The 20,128-nt window shown below is 74.2% G+C and carries 17 protein-coding genes; 9 read left to right on the plus strand and 8 right to left on the minus strand.

Features of this window, described 5'->3' with window-relative positions; all coding sequences use genetic code 11:
- Positions 1-14: 14 nt before the first annotated feature.
- The 5 genes from ACFVVL_RS31210 to ACFVVL_RS31230 form a co-directional block, all read right to left on the minus strand.
- The gene (locus tag ACFVVL_RS31210) at positions 15-1,739 is read right to left on the minus strand and encodes an FAD-dependent monooxygenase (RefSeq protein WP_387681129.1); all 1,725 of its coding nucleotides are present in this window, start codon (positions 1,737-1,739) and stop codon (positions 15-17) included.
- A 134-nt stretch (positions 1,740-1,873) separates the two neighbouring features.
- The gene (locus tag ACFVVL_RS31215; RefSeq protein WP_380288392.1) at positions 1,874-2,725 is read right to left on the minus strand and encodes an amino acid ABC transporter permease; all 852 of its coding nucleotides are present in this window, start codon (positions 2,723-2,725) and stop codon (positions 1,874-1,876) included.
- The gene (locus ACFVVL_RS31220) at positions 2,722-3,372 is read right to left on the minus strand and encodes an amino acid ABC transporter permease (protein ID WP_387681133.1); all 651 of its coding nucleotides are present in this window, start codon (positions 3,370-3,372) and stop codon (positions 2,722-2,724) included. The genes ACFVVL_RS31215 and ACFVVL_RS31220 overlap by 4 nt, the downstream gene beginning before the upstream one ends.
- A gap of 59 nt (positions 3,373-3,431) precedes the next feature.
- Positions 3,432-4,343 (minus strand): glutamate ABC transporter substrate-binding protein, encoded by a 912-nt coding sequence (locus ACFVVL_RS31225; protein WP_380288396.1) that lies wholly within the window; start codon positions 4,341-4,343, stop codon positions 3,432-3,434.
- A 128-nt stretch (positions 4,344-4,471) separates the two neighbouring features.
- Entirely contained in the window at positions 4,472-5,245 is a 774-nt protein-coding gene (locus ACFVVL_RS31230; RefSeq protein ID WP_387681137.1) for an amino acid ABC transporter ATP-binding protein, read from the minus strand.
- A 440-nt stretch (positions 5,246-5,685) separates the two neighbouring features.
- Between ACFVVL_RS31230 and ACFVVL_RS31235 the strand changes: the two genes are divergently transcribed.
- Positions 5,686-6,441: a response regulator transcription factor gene (locus ACFVVL_RS31235; protein ID WP_380288400.1), complete on the plus strand. Its 756-nt coding sequence runs from the start codon at positions 5,686-5,688 to the stop codon at positions 6,439-6,441.
- 6 nt (positions 6,442-6,447) lie between these two features.
- Positions 6,448-7,860: a sensor histidine kinase gene (locus ACFVVL_RS31240; protein ID WP_380288402.1), complete on the plus strand. Its 1,413-nt coding sequence runs from the start codon at positions 6,448-6,450 to the stop codon at positions 7,858-7,860.
- A 51-nt stretch (positions 7,861-7,911) separates the two neighbouring features.
- Here the strand turns inward: ACFVVL_RS31240 and ACFVVL_RS31245 are convergent, their stop codons facing one another.
- The gene (locus ACFVVL_RS31245) at positions 7,912-8,919 is read right to left on the minus strand and encodes a TAXI family TRAP transporter solute-binding subunit (RefSeq protein WP_380288404.1); all 1,008 of its coding nucleotides are present in this window, start codon (positions 8,917-8,919) and stop codon (positions 7,912-7,914) included.
- Positions 8,920-8,993: 74 nt separating this feature from the next.
- Between ACFVVL_RS31245 and miaB the strand changes: the two genes are divergently transcribed.
- On the plus strand, positions 8,994-10,496 hold the full coding sequence (gene miaB / locus ACFVVL_RS31250; RefSeq protein ID WP_387681142.1) for a tRNA (N6-isopentenyl adenosine(37)-C2)-methylthiotransferase MiaB: 1,503 nt from the start codon (positions 8,994-8,996) through the stop codon (positions 10,494-10,496).
- 101 nt (positions 10,497-10,597) lie between these two features.
- The gene (locus ACFVVL_RS31255) at positions 10,598-11,296 is read left to right on the plus strand and encodes a class III extradiol dioxygenase subunit B-like domain-containing protein (protein ID WP_380288408.1); all 699 of its coding nucleotides are present in this window, start codon (positions 10,598-10,600) and stop codon (positions 11,294-11,296) included.
- A gap of 52 nt (positions 11,297-11,348) precedes the next feature.
- Here ACFVVL_RS31255 and ACFVVL_RS31260 read toward each other — a convergent pair whose 3' ends face one another.
- Entirely contained in the window at positions 11,349-11,606 is a 258-nt protein-coding gene (locus ACFVVL_RS31260; RefSeq protein ID WP_380288410.1) for an antitoxin, read from the minus strand.
- Between the two features lie 136 nt (positions 11,607-11,742).
- Between ACFVVL_RS31260 and miaA the strand changes: the two genes are divergently transcribed.
- The 5 genes from miaA (at position 11,743) to hflX (ending at position 18,617) form a co-directional block, all read left to right on the plus strand.
- On the plus strand, positions 11,743-12,702 hold the full coding sequence (miaA, locus tag ACFVVL_RS31265; protein WP_387681147.1) for a tRNA (adenosine(37)-N6)-dimethylallyltransferase MiaA: 960 nt from the start codon (positions 11,743-11,745) through the stop codon (positions 12,700-12,702).
- 230 nt (positions 12,703-12,932) lie between these two features.
- On the plus strand, positions 12,933-13,418 hold the full coding sequence (locus tag ACFVVL_RS31270; protein ID WP_380288414.1) for a hypothetical protein: 486 nt from the start codon (positions 12,933-12,935) through the stop codon (positions 13,416-13,418).
- Between the two features lie 71 nt (positions 13,419-13,489).
- Positions 13,490-14,401, plus strand: coding sequence for a diaminopimelate epimerase (dapF, locus tag ACFVVL_RS31275; protein WP_387681151.1), 912 nt, complete (start codon positions 13,490-13,492; stop codon positions 14,399-14,401).
- Positions 14,402-14,655: 254 nt separating this feature from the next.
- Positions 14,656-16,956 carry a RelA/SpoT family protein gene (locus ACFVVL_RS31280; RefSeq protein ID WP_380288418.1) on the plus strand — a complete coding sequence of 767 codons (2,301 nt, stop codon included), beginning with the start codon at positions 14,656-14,658 and terminating at the stop codon, positions 16,954-16,956.
- A gap of 152 nt (positions 16,957-17,108) precedes the next feature.
- Positions 17,109-18,617, plus strand: a complete 1,509-nt coding sequence (gene hflX / locus ACFVVL_RS31285) for a GTPase HflX (protein WP_380288420.1) — start codon at positions 17,109-17,111, stop codon at positions 18,615-18,617.
- A 78-nt stretch (positions 18,618-18,695) separates the two neighbouring features.
- On the opposite strand, the gene ACFVVL_RS31290 is transcribed toward hflX, so the two are convergent.
- Positions 18,696-19,886 (minus strand): trypsin-like serine peptidase, encoded by a 1,191-nt coding sequence (locus ACFVVL_RS31290; RefSeq protein WP_380288422.1) that lies wholly within the window; start codon positions 19,884-19,886, stop codon positions 18,696-18,698.
- Between the last annotated feature and the right edge of the window lie 242 nt (positions 19,887-20,128).

Here is a 20,128-nt window from a genome sequence, read left to right on the forward strand (position 1 = left end):
AGGACGGGGCCGCGCTACGGCGCTTCGGCGCCCTGGGCCCCGGCCGGCTGGGCGGCCGGCGGCTCCGGCTCGGGTCCGCCGGTCAGCGAGGCCGGGCCGCCGCGGGCCCGGTCGGCCAGTTCCTGGAGGTCCTCGCCGTCCACGCCCTGGGTGACCCCGACCAGGTGGCCGTCGGGCCGGATCAGCAGCACGGTGTGCGGGCCGGCGCCCGGGTAGGCCTCGGTGACCAGGACCTCGGCCGGCACCGGCAGCGCGGCGGCGACCTCGGCCAGCCGGGGCATCAGCCCGGCGCCCAGCCAGTGTTCCGCGGACCACACGGCGGTGCCGGGGGCGACCAGCAGCAGCAGGAAGCCGGAGCCGAGCCGGGCGTGCAGCTGGTCCGGGGTGCCGTCGGTGGCCAGCACCGGCAGGTCCGGGACGAGCACGCCGGGCGCGGTGGCGGGCAGCAGTTCGCTGAGCGAGGTGGCGCTGCGGGTGCCGCGCTGGACCGGGACCCGCCCGGGCACGCCGGAGGGGGCGGCCGGGTAGGCGGGGGCGCCGCCGAAGCGTCCGGTGCCGAGGTGGCCGTCGGCGAGCAGCGGCGCGTGCTTGCGGAACGAGCCGGTGAACAGCGAGCGCCGGGTCTGCGCCCAGCCGCGCAGCGGGCGCAGCAGCGGCATGGACTGGTCGACGGCGCGCAGCCGGGCGCCGACCGCGCCGCGCCGCTCGGCCTCGTAGCCGTCGAGCAGGGAGCCGCCGGGCTGCGGGCCGCCGGAGTGGAGGTGCCAGGCGAGGGCGAGCCGCCAGGCCAGGTTGTCGGCGTCGCGCAGGCCGTCGGCGAGGTTCTGCATGCCGAGCGCGCCGTGCAGGTGGGCGGCGTCGCCGGCCAGGAAGCAGCGGCCGACCCGGAACCGGGCGGCCAGCCGCTGCTGGGCGGTGTGGTCGGCGGCGGCGAGCAGGTCGAACGTCGGGAGTTCGCCGCACCAGCCGGTGAGGGTGGCGGTGACCCGGGTGAGCAGGGTGTCGCCGGTGACGATGCCGGGCCAGGTGGCGTGCGGGTCGACCGGTTCGGTGACCGCGGGCCGGCCCGGGGGCAGCCGCCAGTCGAGCCGCCAGACGCCGTGCGGCAGCGGGCGGGCGGTGGCCTCGCGGTCGCCGCGCCACGGCGGCTCGCGGTGCAGCCGGGGCTCGGTGAACGGCAGGTCGACCCGGACGGTCGCGACGGCGCTGCGGTCGACGGCGGGCCGGCCGGGGAAGCGGATCTTCAGCAGTTTGCGGACGGCCGAGCGGGCGCCGTCGCAGCCGACCAGGTGGCTGCCGCGCCACCAGGTCTCGGTGCCGTCCTTGGGGCTGCGGGTGAGCACGCTGACGCCGTCGCGGTCCTGTTCGAGCCGGGTGACCCGGCTGAGCGGGACCAGCCTGACCAGCGGGGTGCCGGTGAGGGCGTCCTGCAGCCCGCGCTGCAGGCGGTGCTGGGGCAGGTGCAGCACGGGGGTGTCGGCGAGGTCGATCCGGAGCACCTCCTGGCGGCGGCGCCAGACGGTGAAGGCGTCCCAGCGGGCGGCGTCGGCGACCGCCCGGGGGTAGCCGATCCTGGTGAGGAAGGCGGCGGTGTCGGTGCCGAGGACGACGCTGCGCGGGCTCTCGGGGCAGAGCCCGGAGCCCTCGTCGAGGACGACGGTCGGCACTTCCTGCCGGGCGAGCGCGAGCGCCAGGGCCAGGCCGACCGGCCCGGCCCCGACCACGATCACCGGGTCCATGACGCACCCTCCGGGCCCGGGCGGGTGCCGCGGAGGCCGGAGCACGGGTCGGCCGTCGGGCTGCCGTCATATGCCGCGTGGATGCTCCCGGATGGTGTCACGAACAGCAATGCAACAGTTCGCCTGCGTGTCCGTCAAGCAGCAGATGAAGTGCGCCGGTTCGCGCCGCCCCGGCCGCGTGCCTCGATCCACCGGGCGAGCGCGGTGAGCAGCAGGCACATCGCGATGTAGATCGGCCCGATCACCAGGACGACGGGGATGTAGGGGAAGCCCGCGGCGTTGATCGGCTGGCTGGCGATGGCCTTACCGACGAAGAGCAGCTCGTGGTAGGTGATGACGAAGCCGAGCGAGGTGTCCTTGAGCGTGACGACCAGCTGGCCGATCATCGAGGGCAGCATCGAGCGGACCGCCTGCGGGACCAGGATGGTCGTCATCACCTGGGTCTTGCGCATGCCGAGCGCGTACGCCGCCTCGCCCTGGCCGCGCGGCACCGCGTTCACACCGGTGCGGATGATCTCCGCCTGCACCGAGCCGTTGTAGAGGGTGAGGCCGAGCACCAGCGCCCACATCGGCTGCTTGGCGAAGAACGCGTAGTAGAGGGCGACGATCAGGATCAGCAGCGGCATCGCCCGGAAGAACTGGACGAAGGCGGTGGCCGCCCAGCGGACGGGCCGGTGGTCGGAGAGCCGTCCGGCGGCGAGTAGCGCGCCCAGCGCGAGCGAGAACACCGCGGCCAGCCCGAAGGCCTCCAGGGTGGAGAGCAGGCCGTCGACGATCCGCTGCTGGATGGTCGTGTACTGGAACGCGTCCCACAGCCCGGGGTCGAACTGGCCGTTGTCGTTCAGCGCGCTGTACGCGTACCAGAGCAGCCCGGCGATGCCGATCAGCGACAGCACCCCGAAGACCCGGTAGCGGGCGCGGGCCCGCGGGCCGGGGGCGTCGTAGAGGACGCCCGGTGCGGCGGAGCGGTTGAACAGCGAGCTCATCGGGCCACCGCCAGTCGGTCTTCGAGGAAGCGGAACAGCAGGGAGACGGCGGCGCTGATCAGCAGATAGGCGCAGGCCACCCAGAAGAAGATCGCGAAGATCGAGTAGCCGCGCTCCGAGAAGGTCTGCTGGGTGCTGTACAGCTCGCTGACGCTGAACGCGCCGGCGATCGCGGAGTTCCTGGGCAGGGCGATGAAGACGCTGCTCATCGGCGCCAGCACGGTGCGGGCGGCCTGCGGCAGGACGACCAGGGTGAGCGTCTGGCCGAAGGTCATGCCCAGGCTGCGGGCGGCCTCGGCCTGGCCGAGCGGCACCGTGTTGATGCCGGAGCGCAGCACCTCGCAGACGAACGACGCCGTGTAGCCGCCGAGCGCCAGCACCGCGAAGGTGAGGTGGCCGAAGTGCACGCCGAGCGGCGGGAGGCCGAAGGTCACGGCGAAGAACAGCAGGGTCAGCGGGGTGTTGCGGAAGAGCGTGACCCAGCCGGTGCCGAAGGCCCGCAGGACCGGGATCGGGGAGACCCGGAAGGCCGCCAGCAGGGTGCCCAGCAGCAGGGCGAGCAGCGCGCTGAGCGCGCTCAGCTCGATCGTCTGCAGGAAGCCGTCGCGGAACAGCGCGAAGTTGCCGTCCTCGAACAGGAAGCCCATCCGGCGGCCCTCCTCTCAGGGGTTGGTCCCAGGGGTCCGTCGACCCGGGAGCGGGCGGATCAGTAGCGGTCGAGGGCCGGCGGCTGCGGCGCGGTGGAGCCGGAGAGGCCGAGGGTGGCGTCGTAGGCCTTCTTCCAGTCGCCGTTGTCCTGGTGGGCCTTGATCGCGTCGTTGATCGCGTCGCGCAGCGCCTTGTCGTCCTTGTTCAGGCCGACGCCGTAGTTCTCCTTGGTGAAGGGCTGGCCGATCACCTTGAGCTTGGGCGCGTACTTGGAGGCGTAGCCCTTGAGGATGGCGTCGTCGGTGGTGACCGCGTCGACCTCGCCCGACATCAGCTTCTCGACGCAGGCCGAGTAGGTGTCGAACTGGGTGATCTTCGGCGAGTACTTCTCGATGTTCTTGATCGAGGTCGAGCCGGTGGCGGTGCAGACGTTCTTGCCGTTGAGGGAGTCCGGGCCGGTGATCGTGGTGTTGTCGGCCTTGACCAGCAGGTCCTGGCCGGCGATGTAGTACGGGCCGGCGAAGGAGACGGTCTTCTTGCGCTCGTCGTTGATGCTGTAGGTGCCGACGTAGAAGTCGATCTGGCCCTTGGAGATGGCCGGCTCGCGCTGCGAGGAGACCAGCGTCTGCCACTTGATCTGCTGCGGGGTGAAGCCGAGGTCGGCGGCGACCATCTTGGCGATCTCGATGTCGAAGCCGCTGCGGTCGCCGCTGGCGAGGTCCTCGAAGCCGAGGAAGGGCTGGTCGGCCTTGGCGCCGATGATCAGCTGGCCGCGCTGCTTGGCGGCGGCCAGCACCGCCGAGTCCACCTTGACGTCGGTCTTCACGGTGTAGGTGGGCAGGGCCGGGGCGGCGCTGCCGCCGGTGCCGGTGCCGGAGGCGGCTCCGGGGGTGCCGTCCTTGCCGCAGGCGGCGGTGGCGGTGAGCGCGACGGCACAGAGCGCGACGGCAAGGGTGCGACGGGTCCTCATGAGGGTCTCCTCGGGCTGGGCCACGGGTCAACCGGGCTCTGGCGAAGGGAAGTTCTGGCGGACGAGCGGGCGGGCGGGCGCGCGGCGGCGCCCTTGCCGCCGTCGGCCGGGATCCGGCCCCGGGGGGATCAGTGGTGCAGGATCTTGGAGAGGAAGTCCTTGGCGCGCTCGGAGCGCGGCGCGGTGAAGAAGGCCTCGGGGGTGTTCTGCTCGACGATCCGGCCGTCGGCCATGAACAGCACCCGGTTGGCGGCGGAGCGGGCGAAGCCCATCTCGTGGGTGACGACGACCATCGTCATGCCGTCGGCGGCCAGCTGGCGCATGACCTCCAGCACCTCGTTGATCATCTCGGGGTCGAGCGCCGAGGTGGGCTCGTCGAAGAGCATCACCTTCGGGTTCATCGCCAGCGCCCGGGCGATCGCGACGCGCTGCTGCTGGCCGCCGGACAGCTGGGCGGGGTACTTGTCGGCCTGGGCGCCGACGCCGACCCGCTCCAGCAGCTGCCGGGCGGTCGCCGCGGCCTTGTCCCGGGCGATCCCGCGGACCTTGACCTGGCCGAGGACCACGTTCTCCAGCACGGTCTTGTGGGCGAACAGGTTGAAGCTCTGGAAGACCATGCCGACCTCGGCCCGCAGCCGGGCCAGCTCGCGGCCCTCGGCGGGCAGCGGGCGGCCGTCGATGGTGATCGTTCCGGAGTCGACGGTCTCCAGCCGGTTGATCGTGCGGCACAGTGTGGACTTGCCGGAGCCGGACGGGCCGATCAGCACGACCACCTCGCCCTGCCGGATCTCCAGGTCGATGTCCTGGAGCACGTGCAGCGCGCCGAAGTGCTTGTTCACGTTGCTCAGGACCACCAGCGGGGCGGCGCCGGCAGGGGAGTCCTTGTCGAGGCTCGTGGTCATCGCGCCGGCTCCCTCGGGTCGGCCCGCAGGGGATGAACTCCCTTGGGCGGCAATGGTGGTAGAAATCCGAGGGCCGCAACCGGCGGAGTCACGGCCCTCGGTGGGGTGACCATAGGAGGCCTGACGGTGCCACGTCAGCCGATCTGAGCGGAACTTGAGGATCACGATCCCGTCACACGGTCGGCGGCCGCTGTTCACCGGGCCCCGATCCGGGCACAGTGGCAGCGTCCGGCGCCGCGGCGGGCGTGATCGCGGAGCCCCGGCGGGGCCCGCCGGCCCCACCGCCGCCGCCGGCCGAGCCTGGCGTCCGGGCCGTCCCTGGCCCATACTGCGCAGAACCGGGACCTGCCCGGCAGGGGGAGCCGTCACGATCGCACGACGGCCGCGGCAGGGGCCGCGGGCGAGACCCCCGGAGCACCGTCCGGGAGAGGAGGAGACACATGCGACTGCTGCTCGTCGAGGACGACGAACGCGTGGCCGCCGCGCTGGTCGCGGTCCTGGGCCGGCACGGTTTCCAGGTCCGGCACGCCCGCAGCGGCCACGAGGCGCTGGACGCCCTGGTGCCGGACGGCAACGAGCCCTACCGGGTGGTCCTGCTCGACCTCGGCCTGCCCGACCGGGACGGCTTCGAGGTCTGCAGCCGGATCCGGGCCGGCAGCGGCGTGCCGGTGATCATGGTGACCGCCCGCGCCGACATACGCTCCCGGATCCACGGCCTCAACCTCGGCGCCGACGACTACGTGACCAAGCCCTACGACATGGGCGAACTGCTCGCCCGGATCCACGCGGTGGCCCGCCGCGGCGCCGCGCCCGCCGCCGTCGCCGTGCCCGCCCCGGACGCCGTCCCGCAGCAGCGCGGCCCGCTGGAGTCGCGCGGCATCACGATCGACCGCGAACGCCGCCGGGTCAGCGTCGACGGCCGGGACGTGCCGCTCACCCGCAAGGAGTTCGACCTGCTGGCGCTGCTCGCCCAGAGCCCCGGCGTGGTCTACCGCCGCGAGCAGATCTTCAGCGAGGTCTGGCGCAGCGGCTGGGAGGGCAACGGCCGCACCCTGGAGGTGCACATCGGCTCGCTGCGCACCAAGCTCGCCCTGCCCGGCCTGGTCGAGGCCGTCCGGGGCGTCGGCTACCGGCTGATACCCGAGTGCCCGGCCCCCGCCGCCGACACCGCGCCCCCGGCCCGCGCGGAGCGCTGACCGCACGTGCGCACCCGCCTGCTCGGCATCCTGCTCGCGCTGATGCTCTGCGTGCTCGCCGCGCTCGGACTGCCGCTCGCGGCGGCGTTCGCGGCCGCCGAGCAGAGCCGGGTGGTCGTCGACCGGCTCGACGACGCCGCCCGGTTCGCCCAGGACCTGCCGACCTCCGGCCTCTCCGGCCTGGAGTCGGCGCTCAAGGGCGACCTCAGCCGCCGGCACGCGCTGGACGCCGAGGTGGCGCGCTACCACGAGCTCTACGGGGTGCGGATCGGCATCTTCCAGCGCGACGGCATGCCGATCGCGGTGGCCCCGGCCGACTGGCGGGTGCCCACCGAGGGCTGGGGCGAGCAGGCCTTCCAGGAGGCGCTGGACGGCCGGCGCAGCCACAACCCGCCGCAGGTCTGGCCGTGGACCCCGGACCGCACGCTCACCGTCGCCACCCCGGTGGTCCGCGACGGCGACGTGGTCGCCGTGGTGCTCAGCGAGTCCCCGACCGGCGCGCTGCGCGCCCGGGTGGTGCGCAGCTGGCTGGTGATCGGGGCCGGCGAGGCCGCCGCGATGATCGTCGCGGTGCTGCTCGCCGCCCGGCTCACCGAATGGGTGCTGCGCCCGGTGCGCACCCTGGACCGGGCCACCCACGACATCGCCACCGGCCGGATGAACGCCCGGGTGGCGCCCGGCGGCGGGCCGCCCGAGCTGCAGCGGCTGGCCCGCTCGTTCAACGAGATGGCCGACCACGTGGTGCTCGCCCTGGACCAGCAGAAGGCCTTCGTCGCCGACGCCTCGCACCAGCTGCGCAACCCGCTGGCGGCGCTGCTGCTGCGGGTCGAGGTGCTGGGCCTGGAGCTGCCGGAGGGGCACGAGGAGGAGCTCGGCGGGGTCCGCGAGGAGGGCGTCCGGCTGGCCCGGGTGCTGGACGACCTGCTCGGGCTGGCCACCGCCGAGCACGCCCGGCCCGAACCCGAGCCCACCGACCTGGCCGTGCTCACCCTGGAGCGGGTGGACGCCTGGCGGCCGCTGGCCGGGCAGCGCGGGATCGAGCTGGTCCGGGAGGGCCCGGTGCTGGCGCTCGGCCTGGCCGACCCGATCGGCTTCGGCAGCGCGCTGGACGCGGTGCTCGACAACGCGCTGAAGTTCGGGCCCGCGGGGAGCCGGGTGCGGGTGCTGGTGGCGGTGCGGCGCGAGGAGGTCGCGGTGACCGTCTCCGACCAGGGGCCCGGCCTCACCGAGGAGGAGCTGGCCCGGGCCGGCGACCGCTTCTGGCGCAGTGCCCGCCACCAGAACGTGGACGGCTCGGGCCTCGGCCTGTCGATCGCCCGCACCCTGCTCCAGGCGGCCGGCGGCTCGCTCACCTTCGGCACCGCCACCCCCTCCGGCCTCGCCGTCACCCTCGCGGTGCCCCGGCCCGGCCGCACCTAGCGCGGGGCGCGGCCGAGCGGGAGGGCCTTAGGGGTTTGAAGACGAGCCCTACTAGGGCTTCACCGAGCGGTAGTAGCGGGCCGCGCCCTCGTGGAGCGGCAGCGGGTCGGTGTAGACAGCGGTGCGCAGGTCGACCAGCTGGGCGGCGTGCACCTGGGCGCCGATCTGGTCACGGCTGTCGATCACCGCCCGGGTCATGCCCTGGACCAGGTCGTCGTCCACGTCGGCCCGGGTGATCAGCAGATTGGGCACGGCCACGGTGGCGACCGCGTCCTTGGGCTCGGCGTTGGGGTAGGTGCCCTTCGGCATGGTGGCCGCCCGGTAGGCGTCCGTGCCGCCGCCCTCCACCAGGTGGACCGCCTCGGCGAGGTCGCCCAGCGGCACGATCCGGATCCGGACGTGTTCGGACAGCTCGGTGAGCGCGCTGGTCGGCAGGCCGCCGGACCAGAAGAACGCGTCCAGCTGCCCGGTCCGCAGCCCGTTCGCCGCGTCGCCGATGCCCAGGAAGGCCGGCTTGATGTCGCGGTCCGGGTCCAGCTCGGCCGCCGCCAGCAGCCGCCGGGTCACCAGGTTCACGCCGGAGAGCGACTGGCCGACGCCGACCCGCAGGCCCTTGAGGTCGGCGGCGCGTTGCACGGGGGAGTCGGCCGGCACGATCAGCTGCAGGTAGTCGTCGTAGAGCCGGGCGATGGCCCGCAGCTTCTCCCGGCCGGGGCCGGTGTACTGGGCCACCGAGTCGGCGGTGGCGATCGCGAAGTCGTCCCGGCCGGAGGTGACCCGGCCCAGGTTGTCGATCGAGCCCTCGGAGTTGTCCAGCTCCAGCCGCACCCCCGGCATCGCCCGGGCGAGGTGGGCGTCCAGCAGCTGCCCGTACCGGTCGTACACCCCCTGCTTGACGCCGGTGGCCAGCCTGGTCTCGCCGCGCGGGTGGCCGGTCGAGCCGGTCTCCGACAGCCACCAGCCGCCGAGCCCTGTGAGCACCAGCACCAGGGCCAGCACGATCCGCCACAGCGGCCGGCGGGCCGCGGCGCGGAGACGGGAGGGGGTACGGGGGGCCATGGAAGGGATAGTGCCAGGCGCCCGGGGAGAACGGGAGGGGAAAGTTGCTCCACGGCTGCCCGTACCCTGGTCGGGTGAGCGGTGACAGCGGATCGAAGAGCTACAAGGTCGTCACGTACGGCTGCCAGATGAACGTCCACGACTCCGAGCGGCTCTCCGGGCTGCTGGAGGACGCGGGGTACGTCAAGGCGGGGAAGGACGGCGACCCCGACCTGGTGGTGTTCAACACCTGCGCGGTGCGGGAGAACGCCGACAACAAGCTGTACGGCAACCTCGGGCAGCTGGCACCGGTCAAGAGCCGGCACCGGGGCATGCAGATCGCCGTCGGCGGCTGCCTGGCGCAGAAGGACCGCGACACCATCGTCCGCAAGGCCCCCTGGGTCGACGTGGTGTTCGGCACCCACAACATCGGCCACCTGCCGGCCCTGCTGGAGCGGGCCGCGGTCGAGCGCAAGGCGCAGGTCGAGATCCTGGAGTCGCTGGAGACCTTCCCCTCCACGCTGCCCACCCGCCGCGAGTCCGCCTACGCCGCCTGGGTCGCGATCTCGGTCGGCTGCAACAACACCTGTACGTTCTGCATCGTCCCCGCGCTGCGCGGCAAGGAGGAGGACCGCCGCCCCGGCGACGTCCTCGCCGAGATCGAGGCGCTGGTCGACGAGGGCGTCATCGAGGTCACCCTGCTCGGCCAGAACGTCAACGCCTACGGCTCCGACCTGGGCGACCGCGAGGCGTTCTCCAAGCTGCTGCGCGCCGCCGGGCAGATCGAGGGCCTGGAGCGGATCCGCTTCACCTCGCCGCACCCGCGCGACTTCACCGACGACGTGATCGCCGCGATGGCCGAGACCCCGAACGTGATGCACCAGCTGCACATGCCGCTGCAGTCCGGCTCCGACACCGTCCTCAAGGCGATGCGCCGCTCCTACCGGCAGGAGCGTTTCCTCGGCATCATCCGCAAGGTGCGCGAGGCGATGCCGGACGCGGCCATCTCCACCGACATCATCGTGGGCTTCCCCGGCGAGACCGAGGAGGACTTCGAGGAGACCATGAAGGTCGTCCGCGAGGCCCGCTTCGCCAACGCCTTCACCTTCCAGTACTCCAAGCGCCCGGGCACCCCGGCCGCCGAGATGGACGGCCAGGTCCCGAAGGCGGTCGTCCAGGCCCGCTACGACCGGCTGATCGCCCTCCAGGAGGAGATCTCCTGGGAGGAGAACAAGAAGCAGGTCGGCCGCACCCTGGAGATCCTGGTCGCCGAGGGCGAGGGCAAGAAGGACGACCGGACCGACCGGCTCTCCGGGCGCGCCCCCGACAACCGGCTGGTGCACTTCACCCGGCCCGCCGAGCCGGTCCGCCCGGGCGACATGGTCACCGTGGAGATCACCTACGCCGCCCCGCACCACCTGCTGGCCGAGGGCCCGGCGCTCGCGGTGCGCCGCACCCGGGCCGGCGACGCCTGGGAGAAGCGCCGGGCCGTGCCCGCCGCCAAGCCGGCCGGCGTGATGCTGGGCCTGCCGTCGATCGGCGCCCCGGCGGCCCTCCCGCTCGCCGCTCCGGCCGGCGGCGCCTGCTGCGGGGACTGACCCCGACCGACCGACCGCGCCGTGGCGCGGGTGCGGGTGCGGCCCGGCGGGACCTTCCGGTCCTGCCGGGCCGTCCGGCGTTCTTGGCTAGAGTGATCCACATGCTGGTTGCCGCCGCCGTCTGCCCCTGTCCGCCGCTGCTCGTCCCGGAGGTCGCCGCCGGGGCGGCGGCCGAGCTGGAGCCGCTGCGCGCGGCCTGCGACGAGGCGCTCGGGGTGGTGCTCGCGGCCGCGCCGGAGCTGCTGGTGGTGGTCGGCACCGGGGCCGGGGCCGAGGTGTGGACCGAGGGCGGCGCCGGTTCGTTCCACCGGTACGGCGTGCCGCTGGTGGCCGCGCTGCCGGGCGGCCGGGCCGAGGGGCCGGAGCTGGCGCCCTCGCTGACCGTCGGCGCCTGGCTGCTCGGGCGGGCCGGGGTGACCCTGCCGACGCACGCCTGCGCGGTGCCCGCCGACGCGCCCGCCGACCGGATGCTCGGGCTGGGCCGGGGCCTGGCCGGGCTGGCCGACCGGGTCGGGCTGCTGGTGATGGGGGACGGCAGCGCCTGCCGCTCGCTGAAGGCGCCCGGCTACCTGGACGAGCGCGCCGAGGGCTTCGACGCCGGGATCGCCCGGGCGCTGGGCTCGGCGGACACCGCCGCGCTGGCCGCCCTGGACGCGGGCCTGGCCGCCGAGCTGAAGGCCGAGGGCCGGGCGCCCTGGCAGGTGCTGGCCGGCGCCGCCGAGGGCGCCGGCCTCACCGCGCGGCTGGGCTACCAGGACGCGCCGTACGGCGTGGGGTACCTGGTCGCCTCCTGGGGCTGAGCCCGCCGGACCCCGGTCGCCCGGGGCCCGGCCAGCGGCACCGCCGAACGGGTCAGGCGCTCGGGCCCGGGGCGCCGTCCGCCGGGGTGCCGGGACCGCCGGGCTTGTGGGCGAAGTCGTCCACGGCGCCCTTGGCCTTGCTGGTGCCGTGCTCGATCTTCTCGGTGTACTTGCCCTTGGTGGCCTTGTCGATCGCGCCGCCGGCCTTCTCCACCGCGTTCCCGATCTGCTCGCTGTGCTTGCCGGTGAACTCGCTGGCCTTGTCCTTGAGCTCCTCGGCCTTGCCCTTGAGGTTGTCCATCAGACCCATGACGCCTCACCCTTCCTCTCTGTCCCCCTCACAACGTCCGCCGGGGCGGAACCGTTCGCAACGGGACGGGCCGGTCGAAAACGGGTGCAACCGGCCGGGCCGACGGCGGGCCGGCGTTCCCTGGCAGACTTGACCGGTGAGCAGCCCCACCACCGCCCCGTCCGCCCGTCCCCGCGTCGTCTCGGTCGTCGGCGCGACCGCCGCCGGGAAGTCCGACCTGGCCGTCGCCCTGGCCCGCGCCCTCGGCGGCGAGGTGATCAACACCGACTCGATGCAGCTCTACCGCGGCATGGACATCGGCACGGCCAAGCTCACCGAGGAGGAGCGCGGCGGCGTCCCGCACCACCTGCTGGACATCTGGGACGTCACCGAGGCCGCCAGCGTCGCCGAGTACCAGCGGCTGGCCCGGGCCGAGACGGACCGGCTGCTCGCGGCCGGCCGCACCCCCGTCCTGGTCGGCGGCTCCGGCCTGTACGTCCGGGCGGCGATCGACGAGATGGAGTTCCCGGGCACCGACCCGGCGGTCCGCGCCCGGCTGGAGGCGGAGCTGGAGCAGTCCGGCCCGTACGCGCTGCACCGGCGGCTGGCCGAGCTGGACCCGGCCGCGGCCGCGGCGATCCTGACGAGCAACGGGCGGCGGATCGTCCGGGCGCTGGAGGTCATCGAGATCACCGGGCAGCCGTTCACCGCCAACCTGCCGAGCAACACCGCCGTGTACGACGCGGTGCAGATCGGCGTCGCCGTGCCGCGCCCCGAGCTGGACGAGCGGATCACCCTGCGGGTCGACCGGATGTGGCGGGCCGGGCTGCTGGAGGAGGTGCGGGAGCTGGAGGGGGCCGGACTGCGCGAGGGGCGGACGGCCTCCCGGGCGCTCGGCTACCAGCAGGTGCTGGACCACTTCGCGGGCGGGTGCACGGAGGACGAGGCTCGCGCCGAGACGGTCCGCGCGACCAAGCGGTTCGCCCGCCGGCAGGAGTCCTGGTTCCGCCGCGACGACCGGATCCACTGGCTGGCGCGGCCGGCCGGAACCGACCCGGTGGAGCTGCTGGACCGCTCGCTGGAGCTGATCGGCCGTCAGGAATCCGCCGTCCGGTAGGCGCTTTCCGGCCATCCGGCGGTGCAGTTGCGCGCGCAGACGGGCGTGCAGGACGGCTTGGCGGTCACGGCCGGATCACGTGATGGCCACGGATCACCCGTCGGCCCCGGTCAGGCCCGGAACGCCACGCTGGACATGCCATCATCGATGTCAGTAAGGGTCGGCCCGGGCGGGCCGGCCGTGTCCGGCCGCGAGTCGCGCACTCGTGTCGAACTGTCAGGGGAGGCCGCGTGTCCACGGGTACCGGCCCCGAAACCGGCGGCCTCGACGCCTCGACGCTGCCCGACCTGCCGGTGCTGCCCGGCCTGGACGCGCCCACCTCCTACGCGGTCGCACTGCCGGCCCTGGACACCCGCGCCCCCGCCGGCGCGGTGCACGAGCGGGAGATCCGGCCGCGCCGCCGGCTCCGCTGGTGGCAGACCCTGCCGATCGCCCTGCTGGCCACCGCCGGCTCGCTGATGTTCGCCTTCCCGCTGGCCTTCGGTTCGGCCGGGGCCGGGTCGGCGATGATCGGGATGCTCGGCCTGCTGCTCACCGCGGCCTCGCTCGGCTGGGGCGCGATGGCGGCCCGCCACGCGGGGTACAAGTGGCCCGGCCTGCCGCGCCGCGGCACCGGCGAGCGGGCCGGGTGGAAGGCGATCGTGATCTACACGCTGATCGTGCTGGCCGCCTGTGCGCTGGCCCTGTACCGGGTGGTCCGGCTCTCCGGGGGCTGAGCGCGGCGGTTCCGGTCCGCGGAGCGGAACCGGACGGCGCCTCTCCGGTGCACCTCGGTACCATCGGGAGGGTGACCGCATCCTCCGCGCAGCCCGCCGGCCTCCCCTTCCTCAAGGGGCACGGCACCCAGAACGACTTCGTGATCGTCCCCGACCCGGACGGCCGGCTGGCCATCGGCCCCGAGGCCGTGGCCGCGCTGTGCGACCGCCGCGCGGGCATCGGCGGCGACGGGCTGCTGCGCGTGGTGCGCTCCGCCGCCGACCTGGTGGCGGCCGACCAGGCCGACCGCGCCGAGTGGTTCATGGACTACCGCAACTCCGACGGCTCGATCGGCGAGATGTGCGGCAACGGCGTCCGGGTCTTCGCCCGCTACCTGGTGGACGCCGGGCTGGCGAAGCCGGGCGAGCTGCCGGTGGCCACCCGGGCCGGGCTGCGCACCGTGCGGGTCGCCGAGACCGCCGAGGACGGCACGCCCGGCGAGATCACCGTCGACATGGGGCGGGCACTGCTGCCCGGTCCGGACGGGATCGAGGTGTCGGTCGGCGGACGCAGCTGGCCGGCCCTGAACGTCAACATGGGCAATCCGCACGCGGTCGCGTTCGTCGAGAGCCTGGACCACGCCGGGGACCTGCGGACCGCGCCGCCGGTGAGCCCCGGGGGCGTCTACCCGGAGGGCGTCAACGTCGAGTTCGTGGTGGACCGGGGCCCGCGGCACGTCGCGATGCGGGTGCACGAGCGCGGCTCCGGCGAGACCCGCTCCTGCGGCACCGGCGCGTGCGCCGTCGCGGTGGCCGCCGCCCGCCGCGACGGCGTGGACCCGGCGGTCACCGGCGAGGCGGTGACGTACACGGTGGACGTGCTGGGCGGCCGGCTGACGATCACCGAGTACCCGGACGGCCGGGTGGAGAAGACCGGCCCGGCGGTCATCGTGGCCGGCGGCGAGCTGGACCCGGCCTGGTCGGCGCTGATCCGGAGGGCCTGACCCTCCGGGCCCGACCCGGTCCGGCCCGTGGGGCCGGCCGGCCCGCTGACCCGCCGTCACCCGGGGGAGGGCGGCCGGTCGTGCGGGCCGGGTCAACAACCGGACCGCGTTTGCCCAATTCGTCCGGGATCGAATCCCCCCGTTCGGGTGAGACCTCTGACGGACGGGAAGCGGGGCCTCGCGGAACGTGCTCTGCTCGGTAGCATGGACCACCGGGTCGGCCCACGCCCCCGGTACTGCTGCCGGAGGTGCCGATGACCATCGAAGCCGGGCAGCCCCTGGCGGGGCAGCCGACGTCCGCACGGCAAGCCGGGCCCAGGCGCCCGCTCGGCGGGCTCGGCCGGGCCGCGCTCGGCCGCGCCGGGCGGGCCGCGCTGCTGGCCACCGGCCGCCCGCCGGTGCCGGACGCCCTCGAACCGCTGGTCCAGGCCCACCGCCGGCACCACCCGCAGGCCGATCTCGGCCTGCTCGGCCGCGCCTACCGGCTGGCCGAGGCGAGCCACCGCGGCCAGAAGCGCAAGAGCGGCGAGCCGTACATCACCCATCCGCTGGCCGTCACCGTGATCCTGGCCCAACTCGGCGCCGGGACGACCACATTGGTCGCCTCGCTGCTCCACGACACGGTCGAGGACACCGAATTGACGCTGGAGCAGGTGGCCGAGGAGTTCGGTCCCGAAGTCGCCTACCTGGTCGACGGGGTGACGAAGCTGGAGAAGGTCGACTTCGGCGCGGCGGCCGAGGCGGAGACCTTCCGCAAGATGCTGGTCGCCACCGGGGACGACGTCCGGGTGATGGTCATCAAGCTCGCCGACCGGCTGCACAACATGCGCACCATCCGGCACATGAAGCCGGCCAGCCAGGTGCGGATCGCCAAGGTCACCCGGGACGTGCTGATCCCGCTGGCCGAGCGGCTCGGCATCCAGGTGCTCAAGGCGGAGCTGGAGGACATCGTCTTCGCCACCCTGCACCCCGAGGAGCACGCCCGCACCCGCGCCCTGCTCGGGCGGCACGAGGCCGGCCCGGACACCCTGCTGGCGCCGTTCGCCCGGAGCCTGGCCCGCCAGCTCGCCGAGGCCGGGATCGCCGCCGAGGTCACCGTCCGCCCCCGGCACTGCGTCTCGCTGCACCGGGTGCTGCTCAAGCGGGACGCCGCCCCCGGGCGGGACGGCCGGCCGCAGGAGCCGCAGCCGGCCGACTTCGGGCGGCTGCTGGTGGTGGTGGAGGAGAACGCCGACTGCTACGCGGTGCTCGGCGAACTGCACACCTGCTGGACACCGCTGCCGGGGGAGTTCAAGGACTTCGTGGCCGCGCCGAAGTTCAACCTCTACCAGTCGCTGCACACCGCGGTGGCGCTGGCCGGCGGCGAGGTGGTCGAGGTGCTGGTGCGCACCCGGCGGATGCACGAGGTCGCCGAGACCGGGGTCGTCGCGCTCGGTGACCCCCGGCAGCCCGGGACCGGCGGCGACCAGCCCCGCGACGAGCTGGACCGCACCGACCCGGCCCGGCCCGGCTGGCTCTCCCGCCTGCTGGAGTGGCAGCAGGAGACCCCGGACCCGGACGCCTTCTGGTCCGCGCTCACCGCCGATCTGGCCGGGGACCGCGAGATCACCGTGGTCACCGAACGCGGCGAAACGCTTCAGCTCCGGGCCGGCGCCACCTGTGTGGACGCCGCCTACCTGCTCGGCGAGCAGACCGGCCACCGCTGCATCGGGGCCCGGGTGAACGGCCGGCTCGCCGCGCTCTCCACCGTCCTCCACGACGGCGACCGGGTGGCCGTCCTCACCGAGGAGACCGCCGGTCCGGCACCGGAGTGGCTGGCGCACGCCCGCACCCCGGCCGCCCGGCTCGCCATCGAACGCTGGCTGGCCGACCACCCGGGCGACCACCCGCCGCGCCGTCCGGTGGTCCGCACCGGACCGTCCGCCGGGCAGCCCGCGCCCCCCGGCCGCCCGGTCGCCGGGGACCGGCCCGCCGCCCCGGTCACCGTGGCCGGCCGCCCCGGGGCGCCCGTCCGGCTGGCCCGCTGCTGCACCCCGGTGCCGCCGGACGAGATCGACGGCTACCCGATCCGCGGCGGCGCGGTCGCCGTGCACCGGGCCGGCTGTCCGGCGGGGGAGCGGATGCGGGCCGACGGGCGCGGCGCCCTGGAGGTCCGCTGGCGTCCCGGCGGCGCCCCGGCGGACGGCTACCGGGCCACCCTGCGGGCCGAGGCGCTGAACCGGCCCCGGCTGCTGGCCGACCTCACGGCCGCCATCTCGGCGGAGGGCGTCGGGATCGTCGCGGCCGAGGTGGAGCCGCCGCAGGAGCTGCGGGTGCGGCACACCTACACCGTCGAGCTGCCGGACCCGGCCGCGCTGGCCGCCGTGCTGCGGGCCATGCTGCGGGTCTCCGGGGTGTACGACGTGGAGCGCCCGCACGCCCCCGCGGGCGGAGGCCCCGGCCGCGCCCCGCACGCCCCGGCGGACGCGCCGGCACGGCCGGAGGAAATGCGGATGACCCGCGCCCGCCCGGCGTGCGACCATCATGGGGAATTCACGGCCGGACCGCGGCGTTGACCGGGCGGAGGAGTCTCAGCCCGGACCGCGGCCCCGAGGGGTAGCTCACACCTCGCCCGAGTGGTAGACGGGGCGGCAGCTGGGCAGACTCCGGGCACGACCGTCCGTACGGTCGCGCACAGGCCACCCGTTCCCAGCAGCCAAAGGACAGAATGACCTCCACGTTCGACACCCGCGACCACGCCGACGCCCCGCGCCGCCTCGACGGTCTGCGGGCGGAAGCCCTCATGGACGAGGACCTCGCGGCCATCGACGAGGACCTCGGCCACCACTTCGACGGCGACCAGTACGACCGCAGCGAGCGCGCCGCGCTGCGTCGTGTCGCCGGCCTCTCCACCGAACTCCAGGACGTCACCGAGGTCGAGTACCGCCAGCTCCGCCTGGAGCGCGTGGTGCTCGTCGGCGTCTGGACCGACGGCACGCTGGAGGAGGCGGAGAACTCGATGGCCGAGCTCGCCGCACTGGCCGAGACGGCCGGCTCCGAGGTGCTGGACGGCGTCATCCAGCGCCGTGACAAGCCCGACGCGGCCACCTACATCGGCTCCGGCAAGGCGCAGGAGCTGCGCGACATCGTCGCCTCCACCGGGGCGGACACCGTGGTCTGCGACGGTGAGCTCACCCCCGGCCAGCTGATCCACCTGGAGGACGTGGTCAAGGTCAAGGTCGTCGACCGGACGGCCCTGATCCTGGACATCTTCGCCCAGCACGCCAAGTCCCGCGAGGGCAAGGCGCAGGTCTCGCTCGCGCAGATGCAGTACATGCTGCCGCGCCTGCGCGGCTGGGGCCAGTCGCTCTCCCGGCAGATGGGTGGCGGTGGCTCCGGCTCGTCCGGCGGCGGCATGGCGACCCGCGGTCCCGGTGAGACCAAGATCGAGACCGACCGGCGCCGGATCCGCGAGAAGATGGCGAAGCTCCGCAAGGAGATCGCCGACATGAAGAAGGGCCGCGACACCAAGCGCCAGGAGCGCCGGCGCCACCAGGTGCCGTCGGTGGCCATCGCCGGCTACACCAACGCCGGGAAGTCCTCCCTGCTCAACCGGCTCACCGGCGCGGGCGTGCTGGTGGAGAACGCGCTGTTCGCCACCCTCGACCCGACCGTGCGCCGGGCGCAGACCCCGAGCGGCCGGGTCTACACCCTGGCCGACACCGTCGGCTTCGTCCGGCACCTGCCGCACCACCTGGTCGAGGCGTTCCGCTCCACCATGGAGGAGGTCGGCGACGCCGATCTCATCCTGCACGTGGTGGACGGCTCGCACCCCGAGCCGGAGACGCAGCTGGCCGCCGTGCGCGAGGTGGTCGTCTCGGTCGACGCGCAGAACGTGCCGGAGATCGTGGTGATCAACAAGGCCGACGCGGCCGATCCGCACGTCCTGCAGCGCCTGCTGCGCCGCGAGCCGCACGCCATCGTGGTGTCGGCCCGCACCGGCGAGGGCATCGACGAGCTGCTCAAGCTCATCGACGACGAGCTGCCGCGCCCGGCCGTCGAGGTGCACGCGCTCGTGCCGTACACCCAGGGCGCGCTGGTGTCCCGGGTGCACGCCGAGGGCGAGCTGCTCTCCGCCGAGCACACCGGCGAGGGCACCCTGCTGCACGCCAAGGTGCCGGCCGAGCTGGCCGCCGAGCTGGAGCACTTCGCGGTGGCGCTGACGCCGCAGGGCTGAGCCGCCGCACCGCGCGAACGGGCCCCGGTTCCCTCCCGTGAGGGGGAACCGGGGCCCGTCCCGTTGCCGGCGGCCCGGCTACTTCTTCTTCGCGATCCAGTCCAGCGCCTGCTTGGCGACCGTCTCCAGGTAGGGCCCGCTCAGCGAGGTGTGCTCCTGGGTGCCGATCGAGGTGTTGGAGACCAGCGCGAGCTTCCCGTCCGGCATCGGCGCGAACCAGCCGCCGCCGCTGGAGCCCTGGGTCATGTTGCAGCCTATGGTGAGCATCGACGGGCGCTTCGGGTCGAAGGAAAGCCGGGTCGGCTTCCCGCCCTCGCACTTGTAGAGCTCCTGGCCGTCGAACGGCTTGTACAGCGGGTAGCCGACCGCCGTGACGGCGAGCTTGTCGCGCGGCGCGTCGAACCAGACCGGGACGGCGCCGCCGACCGTCTCCTCCAGCGACTTGCCGGTGTCGTTCTGGTTGCTCACCCGCATGATCGCGAAGTCGTACTGGTTCGCCGCGTCCCCGGTGCCGCCGCCCTCGACCAGCCACTGCGGCGAGGTCACCACGTCCTTGGCCCACCAGGTGCCGAGCGGCGCCAGCTCGGCCAGCGGGGCCTTCTTCCCGCCGCTGGAGGCGCCCGAGTTGTTGTAGGCGGGGACGAAGACGAGGTCCTTGAAGTAGTTGCCGCCCTTGCCCGGGTGGACGCAGTGGCCGGCCGTCCAGACCAGGTTGCTCTTCCCGGGGTGCGCCGGGTCCTGGATCACGGTGGCCGAGCAGTTGCCGCGGCCGCCCTCGGCCGAGAAGAAGACCTTGCCGGAGGGCTGCTTGGTGTACGGGCGCGGAACCGTGACGGCCTTCACCACCGGCGGCTCGGGGTCGGTGACCCCGGCGTCGTCGGCGGGCTTGGCGGTGGGCGGCGCCGGGTCGGCCGGCTTGGAGTCGCCCATCTTGTCCGGGTTCCAGAAGTCCTTGACGATCGGGTTGTTGAAGACGTGCTTGGACGCCCAGTTGTCCCAGTCCTCGAACTTCCACTTCGTCAGGTCGTCCCAGCTCTTCGGCAGGCCCTCCAGCAGGCCGGTCGGAAGGCCCGAGGGCAGGGTGATGCCGCCGATCACGCCACTGCCGCCCCCCGCGGCGGTGGCGGAGGCGGACGTGCCGGAGCCGCCGGAGGGCGGTGGCGCGGCGGTGCCCCCGCCCGAAGGCCCGTCCGGGCCGCAGGCGGTGACGGCGAACAGGGTCCCCGCGGCGAGGAGCGCCGCCGCGGCTGACCGGTGGATCGCTGGCATGGTGCTGTCCCCCTGGTAGTTCGGTGTGGGCGGCGGACCGCCGTCCTGGAGTCTGCCACTGGCCACGAGGACGGCCCCGGGCGGCCCCCGGGTTCCGCCGCCGCGCGGGGGTCACCGATCCGTGATCCGCAGGGGCGGCCCGTCGCGCGGCGAACGGCCCGCCTTCCCTTCCGGGCGGAACAATCACCGATCTTCACCCGGACGAGTGAGCGGTCCTTGTGATCACCCCTCAGGGATAGGTA

Origin of the sequence: Kitasatospora sp. NPDC058115, assembly GCF_042884635.1 — a bacterium.
Taxonomy (GTDB): Bacteria; Actinomycetota; Actinomycetes; order Streptomycetales; family Streptomycetaceae; genus Kitasatospora.